This is a genomic window from Desulfofundulus sp. (assembly GCF_049701015.1).
Lineage (GTDB): Bacteria > Bacillota > Desulfotomaculia > Desulfotomaculales > Desulfovirgulaceae > Desulfofundulus.
In genome coordinates this window covers 1-6,776 of the sequence record NZ_JBNATZ010000134.1, presented here as the reverse complement: position 1 = coordinate 6,776, position 6,776 = coordinate 1, and the positions used below count along the sequence as shown (strand labels likewise).

Here is a 6,776-nt window from a genome sequence, read left to right as displayed (position 1 = left end):
TGCAGCTATTATGTTAACACAAACCGGGGCCCTTGGCAAGTGCCTTGTGGTTATCTGTGTCGTCGGGCTCGATAAGTTAATAAGTTAAGTGCCAGGCACCGCGATATGCAGCTCCTTCAACTGCTCCGGAGAAACCTCTCCGGGCGCATGTGTCATCAGGTCTGTGGCACTCTGGGTCTTGGGGAAGGCTATCACGTCCCGGATGGTTTTCTTGCCGGCCATAAGCATGACCAGCCGGTCGAAACCAAAGGCGATGCCGCCGTGAGGAGGCGTACCGTATTCAAAAGCTTCCAGCATAAACCCGAATTTCTCCCGGGCTTCTTCGGGACTCAACCCGATCGCAGCGAACATCTGCTCCTGCACATCCCGGCGGTGAATGCGGATACTACCCCCACCCACCTCCATGCCGTTTAATACCAGGTCATAGGCCCGGGCACGCACCCGCCCCGGCTCCGTTTTTAAGAGAGGAATATCCTCCTCACGCGGGGAAGTGAAGGGGTGATGTACGGCAACAAAACGTTTTTCCTCCTCGTCATATTCCAGGAGGGGGAAATCCACCACCCAGAGGAAGTTAAAAGTATCCGCGGGAATCAGGTCGAGCCTTCTGGCCAGGTGTACACGCAACGCACCCAGGGAAGCCGCCACAACCGCCGGCTGGTCCGCCACGAAAAGCAGCAGATCTCCCGGTTCGGCCTCCAGACGGTCCAGAATAGCATCCATTTCCTCACCGGTAAAAAACTTGGCGATGGGAGACTTAACCCCTTCAGGGGTAACGAAAAAGTAAGCCAGGCCACGTGCACGGTAATTGGCCACAAAGGCGGTTAATTCATCAATATCCTTCCGGCTGAAATGGGCGCAGCCTTTGGCGTTAATTCCCTTCACCCGACCTCCCGCCGCGACCGCGGAGGCAAAAACCTTGAAACCACAACCTGCCACAACATCGGTAACGTCCTTCAATTCCATCCCGAAGCGCGTGTCGGGCTTGTCGCTGCCGAAACGATCCATGGCCTCCTGGTAGGATAACCGGGGAAATGGACGGAGTACCTCCACGCCGATGGTTTCCCGGAACAGGTAAACCATCATTTCCTCCATCAGATCCAGCACATCGTCCACATCCACAAAGGACATCTCAATATCGATCTGTGTAAATTCGGGCTGGCGGTCAGCCCTCAAATCCTCGTCACGGAAACAACGTGTGATCTGGAAATAACGCTCCATCCCAGCCACCATCAGGATCTGCTTGAATAGCTGGGGTGACTGGGGAAGAGCATAAAAGCGCCCCGGGTTCAAACGACTGGGCACCAGGAAATCCCTGGCACCTTCGGGAGTACTCCGGGTAAGCATGGGAGTTTCAATCTCCACAAAGCCATGCATATCCAGGAAATCCCGCACCGCTTTGGCCGCCCTGTGCCTTAGAATGAGAGCCTGCTGCATTTCGGGACGCCTCAGATCCAGGTAACGATAGCGCAGGCGCACGTTTTCATCCACATCCACCCCGTCCTCGATGTAGAAGGGTGGAGTTTTGGCCGGGTTTAAAATGCGCATGTCCCTGGCCACCACCTCAATCTCACCGGTGGCCAGGTTCGGGTTTTCCGTACCGGCGGGACGCGGCTCCACCTGCCCCACCACGGCCAGGACGTACTCGGTGCGTACAGCTCCAGCTTTTGAAAAAGCATCACCGGCACGGTCGGGGCTAAAAACCACCTGCACCAGGCCGGAACGATCTCGCAGGTCAATAAAGATCAGCCCCCCGTGATCCCGGCGGCGCTGCACCCAACCCATTAATACCACTGTCTGCCCGGCATGCTCACGACGCAGCAGGCCGCAGTGATGGGTACGTTTCAAACCCTGCATGGTCTCGATCATTCACGATACTCCCCTTCAGCTAAATTGGCTTCAGAACAACGCTGCCTGATCTCTTGCGCCAGGTGCTCCAGGGGCACCTCTTCCTGGCTGCCTGTGGTCATATCCCGCAGGGTTACCACCCCCCGCTTGAGCTCGTCGCTCCCCAGGATGGCCACCAGGCCGACCTCGAGTTTGCCGGCATATTTCATTTGAGCCTTCAAGCTCCTCCCCAGGTAATCCCTGTCGGCGGCCAGCCCTTCCCGCCGCAGTTTCTGAACTATCACTAAAGCCTGGTCCTGAGCTGCTGCATCGGCTGTAGCCAGGAAAACCTGGAGTTTCGGGAACCGGGGAAAGGTCACACCCTGCTGTTCCATGGTAAGAAGGATGCGCTCCAGGCCCAGGGCAAAGCCAATCCCCGGGATGTCGGAGCCGCCGCACTCTTTAACGAGACCGTTATAGCGTCCCCCTCCTCCAATGGAATTCTGGGCCCCAATACCCCGGGCGATAACTTCAAAAGCTGTATGTGTATAATAGTCCAGCCCGCGTACCAGGCTGTGGTCCACCGTGTAAGCAACCCCCAGATTGTCCAGGTTCTTCAATACTGCTTGAAAATGCTCGCCGCACTCCGGGCAGAGATTTTCCACAGATGTTGGAGCTCCCTGACCAGCCTCACGACAGCCTTCCTCCTTGCAGTCCAGAATACGCAGGGGATTGCGTTCCAGCCGCTCCCGGCAATTGTCACAGAGCCTGTCCAGCCGGGCACGGAAAAAATCCTGGAGTTTTTCCCTGAGCACCGGGCGGCAGCGGGGGCAACCCACGCTGTTGATATGCAGTTCCAGGTCCCTCAAACCCAACCGTTCATAAAGGTCCATGGCCATGGCTACAACCTCGGCATCAAGAGCCGGGTCGTTGGAACCCAGAACCTCCACCCCGAGCTGGTGGAACTGGCGGTAACGCCCGGCCTGGGGGCGGTCATAGCGAAACATGGGGCCGACGTAGTAGAGTTTCACCGGCTGGGGTCCGGCATACAGCTTGTTCTCCAGGTAGGCACGTACAACCGCGGCGGTTCCCTCGGGCCTTAAAGTAATGCTACGCCCTCCCCGGTCGAGGAAAGTGTACATTTCCTTCTGAACAATATCGGTGGTCTCCCCCACACCCCGCTCAAAAAGCTCTGTATGCTCGAAGATAGGCGTGCGTATTTCGGAGTAACCGTACTCCCGGCAGAGCCGCCGGATCACCTGTTCCAGGTACTGCCACTTTTCAACCTCACCGGGTAATATATCACTGGTCCCCCGGGGTCGGGTGGTTAACATGGCTTCCCCTCCTTTCAAAACTTGAAAACAGAATAAACTCCCGCCCAGCCGGGACGGGAGCATTTCCCGTAACTTTCTGCCCTTCATTGTATGCAAAAGGAAAAGTTTTGTCAACCATACCCGAAAAAACCTGCATGCAAAACCATCCCGGTAAAGCGGGACCCGCTCACGAGAACACAGGACACTCCCTGGCTTCTCCAGCTCAAATCCCCTTGCTTTTCAAGGCACTGCGGATATGATTACTGATTACCACCCTGATTGCCACCCAATCCCAGCACCCACTCCCGCAGTACCCGGTGGTCCACCCGGCCGTCCCTGGTGAGGGGGATGTATTCCCTGACTTCAAACTCCCGGGGTGCGGCGTGGGCCGCCAGGCCCGACCTGACAAACTCACGCAACTCCGCAGCCAGTTCGGCAGACCAGGTATAACCGGGATTAAGGACAACAAAAGCCTTAACGATTTCCCCCCGCAATTTGTCGGGTTTTCCGGCCACCCCGGCCCGGGCCACTGCCGGGTGTTCCTCCAGTTTGCTTTCCACCTCCGCGGGGCCCACCCGTTCTCCGGAAGTATTGATCACGCCGTCCAGCCGCCCCTGGAAATAGAAGTAGCCGTCCTCATCCCTGTATGCGGCGTCACCGGAGATAAACCATGGTTTGTGGCGGAAATATTCTTCGTAACGCGCCGGGTCATTCCACACCGCCCGGAACTGGGCCGGCCATCCCGCGCGAATGGCCAGATTGCCGATCTTGCCCGGGGGTAGTTCCCGGCCTTCATCATCCACCACGGCCGCTTCGATCCCCGGGAAGGGCAGACCAATGGAGCCCGCTTTAACGGGCATGCAGCGGTAATTGCAGATCATGTTCATACCTGTCTCGCTCATCCACCAGGTATCGTAGATGGGTTGACCCAGTTTTTCCAGACTCCATTCCAGGACTTCTTCAGTGAGGGGTTCACCCACACTCAGGATATGGCGGAGGCAGCTTAAATCGTACCGTGACAACAGATCCTCACCCCCGGACATGATCATGCGGAAGGCCGTAGGGGCACTGTACCACACCGAGACCCGGTATCTGGCCAGGGTGGCACACCAATCTTCAGCGTTAAACCGGCCCCCCCGCACCACTACCGGAATCCCCAGCAGCCAGGGTGCCAGGAAACCGTAGGCAATGCCGGTAATCCAACCCGGATCTGCGGTACACCAGTAAACGTCGCCGGGCCGCAGGTCGTGCACCCAACGGCCGGTGATCAACAGACCGACCATGATGTTGTGCACATGAACCAGCCCCCGGGCCCTGCCGTCGGCCCCGGATGCATACAGGATAAACAAAGGATGCTCCCTGCCCACCCATTCCATGGGTGGCGTTTCCGCAACCAGGGACATTTCCCCGTGCCAGTCCAGCGTACCGGCCGGAACGTTTTCCCCAACCACAAAAACATGTTTTAAGGCCGGCAACTGTTCCAGGGGCAGGCGGGGATAAAGTTCGGGAGTGGTTACTACGGCCACCGCCCCGCAGTCCCCCAGGCGGTCCTTCAGGGCTTCAGCCATAAATGCCTCAAAGAGAGGTACAACCACGACCCCCAGCCTGGCAGCTCCTAAAAAGCTGACGTAAAGCTCCGGGCTGCGGGGCATAAAAATACCCAGCCGGTCACCCTTTTGCAGACCGTATTTTTTTAAAACCGCGGCAAACCGGGCCGCCTCCCTCTGCAGGCTGCCAAAGGTATATTCCTCCCGCCTGTCCCCCGCCTCGAAGTATAGGGCAACCTGTTGCCCCAAACCCCGTTCTTCCACCTGGCGGTCCACGGCTTCGTAAGCGATATTTACCCGTCCGGTAGCAAACCAGCTGAACTCTTTCTCCACGTCGCGAAAATCAAACTCTTCCCTGGCCCGGGCATAGTCCTTCAGATTGTGTTCCCCCGAGAGGGCAGGAATAATCTTCATGAGCATTCCCCTCCCCTTTCTCTTTTCCATATTATTGCTCACACCTGTCTGAAGAGTTCTTCTTTAATCTCAATTTTCCTGCTCGTCTTAATATTGTAAATATCGCGAAAATGGGGTTTTTTAAAATTTTAGCGATTCTGAACGGGAAAGGATCCTGGTTACGGGCAGCGAATTAATAAAAAAGTTACATAAAGTTACATAAAAGAGAGTTTAAAGAGAGTAAGAAAGGGGGGTCATGAAATTTGGAAATTGTAGAAACAGGAATTGAAGGATTGGATGAACTCTTTTTAGGTGGTATTCTAAGGGGTAACATGGTACTTATTGATGGTCCTCCGGGAGCCGGCAAAACCACCTTCGGGTTGGAGTTTATCTATCGGGGAATCACGCAGTTTGATGAAAGCGGCCTGGTAATCACCTGCGAACAATTTCCGGAATCCATCTACCGCGACGCCCTGAATTTCGGCTGGCACCTGCGGGCACTGGAAAGGGCCGGCAAGTTACGGGTAGTCTGTACCTCACCGGAACTCCTGCTGGACGCGCAGGAGGGCCTGGTCGAAGAAGTAGCCAGGGAAATAGGCGCCAGGCGTATCGTGGTTGACAGCATTTCCCATTTCCGCAATGTGATCAGTGAACCCCTGGCCCTGCGCCAGGCGATTTACAGTTTCTGCAATGGACTGCGCCGCCTGGGCCTGACCGCCTTTCTCATCAAGGAAAGAGATACAGGTGATGGCCGCAGCCACAACTTTGAGGAGTATGTGGTGGACACGGTCATATACCTTCACAACCGCTCCGGGGACAACTGGCGCAAGCAGCGCAAGCTGGAAGTGGTCAAATCCAGGGGCCAGGAACATATCCCCGGCAAACATACCTTCAAAATTTCCTCGAGCGGGATTAAGATTTTTACCTTGAAAGATCCGTCCCGGGCCTGCCCCTGTGCCGGTGAAAGCTGCCGCATCCCGACAGGCGTGGCAGGCCTGGATGAAGTAACGGGTGGCGGCTTTCCACCGGCAATTTCTGTGGGTGTATACGGCAGTTCCGGTACGGGGAAAACAGTACTGGGGCTGCAGTTCCTGGTGGAAGGAGCCAGAAAATACGGGGAGAAGGGGCTCTATCTCTCCCTGGAGGAAACACCGGCCCAGCTGTTTGCCACAGCAGATAGCTTCGGCTGGGACCTGCATGCCCTCCATGAGGAGAAAAAAGTACAGGTGCTTTATAGTTCCATGGTGGAAACGGATATCGACGAGATGATTGTGGAACTGGGAAAACTGGTGCAATCCACGGGGATACAGCGGCTGGTTATTGATTCTCCGGCAGGGTTGTTTTGCCAGCTACAGGACCCGGTACTGATAAGAGAGAGAATATATTACCTGGTCAGACAATTAAACAACCTGGGCTGCACCAGCCTCCTTCTGTTTCCAGCCATGGAAGAGAGCCCGGTATGTTCAATAGCCGGTTCCATGATGCATGGAATTATTTTGCTTAAATCAAGCCTCTCTCACAACCGCCGATTTAGATATCTGGAAGTTTACAAATTGAGGGGTGTGAACCACGTCACGGGCAACCACCTGATGGAGATCAACACCTCTGGCATTCGGGTCTTCCCCCGTATAGGAGGTTGGTAAGATGTACCCGGCTTATTTTGGTGTAGAAGGACTGGACCAGACGCTGGAAAAGGGGT

General features: G+C 55.8%; 4 protein-coding genes. 1 reads left to right on the top strand and 3 read right to left on the bottom strand.

The annotated features are described in order from the left end of the window. Window positions 1–84: 84 nt before the first annotated feature. The 3 genes from aspS to acsA form a co-directional block, all read right to left on the bottom strand. On the bottom strand, window positions 85–1,866 hold the full coding sequence (gene aspS / locus ACPLUI_RS09125) for an aspartate--tRNA ligase (RefSeq protein WP_424659953.1): 1,782 nt from the start codon (window positions 1,864–1,866) through the stop codon (window positions 85–87). After that, entirely contained in the window at window positions 1,863–3,158 is a 1,296-nt protein-coding gene (gene hisS, locus ACPLUI_RS09120) for a histidine--tRNA ligase (RefSeq protein WP_424659952.1), read from the bottom strand. The genes aspS and hisS overlap by 4 nt, the downstream gene beginning before the upstream one ends. A gap of 239 nt (window positions 3,159–3,397) precedes the next feature. Further along, window positions 3,398–5,098, bottom strand: a complete 1,701-nt coding sequence (acsA, locus tag ACPLUI_RS09115) for an acetate--CoA ligase (protein ID WP_424659951.1) — start codon at window positions 5,096–5,098, stop codon at window positions 3,398–3,400. Window positions 5,099–5,340: 242 nt separating this feature from the next. Between acsA and ACPLUI_RS09110 the strand changes: the two genes are divergently transcribed. After that, window positions 5,341–6,720 (top strand): ATPase domain-containing protein, encoded by a 1,380-nt coding sequence (locus ACPLUI_RS09110; RefSeq protein WP_424659950.1) that lies wholly within the window; start codon window positions 5,341–5,343, stop codon window positions 6,718–6,720. Window positions 6,721–6,776 lie beyond the last annotated feature (56 nt).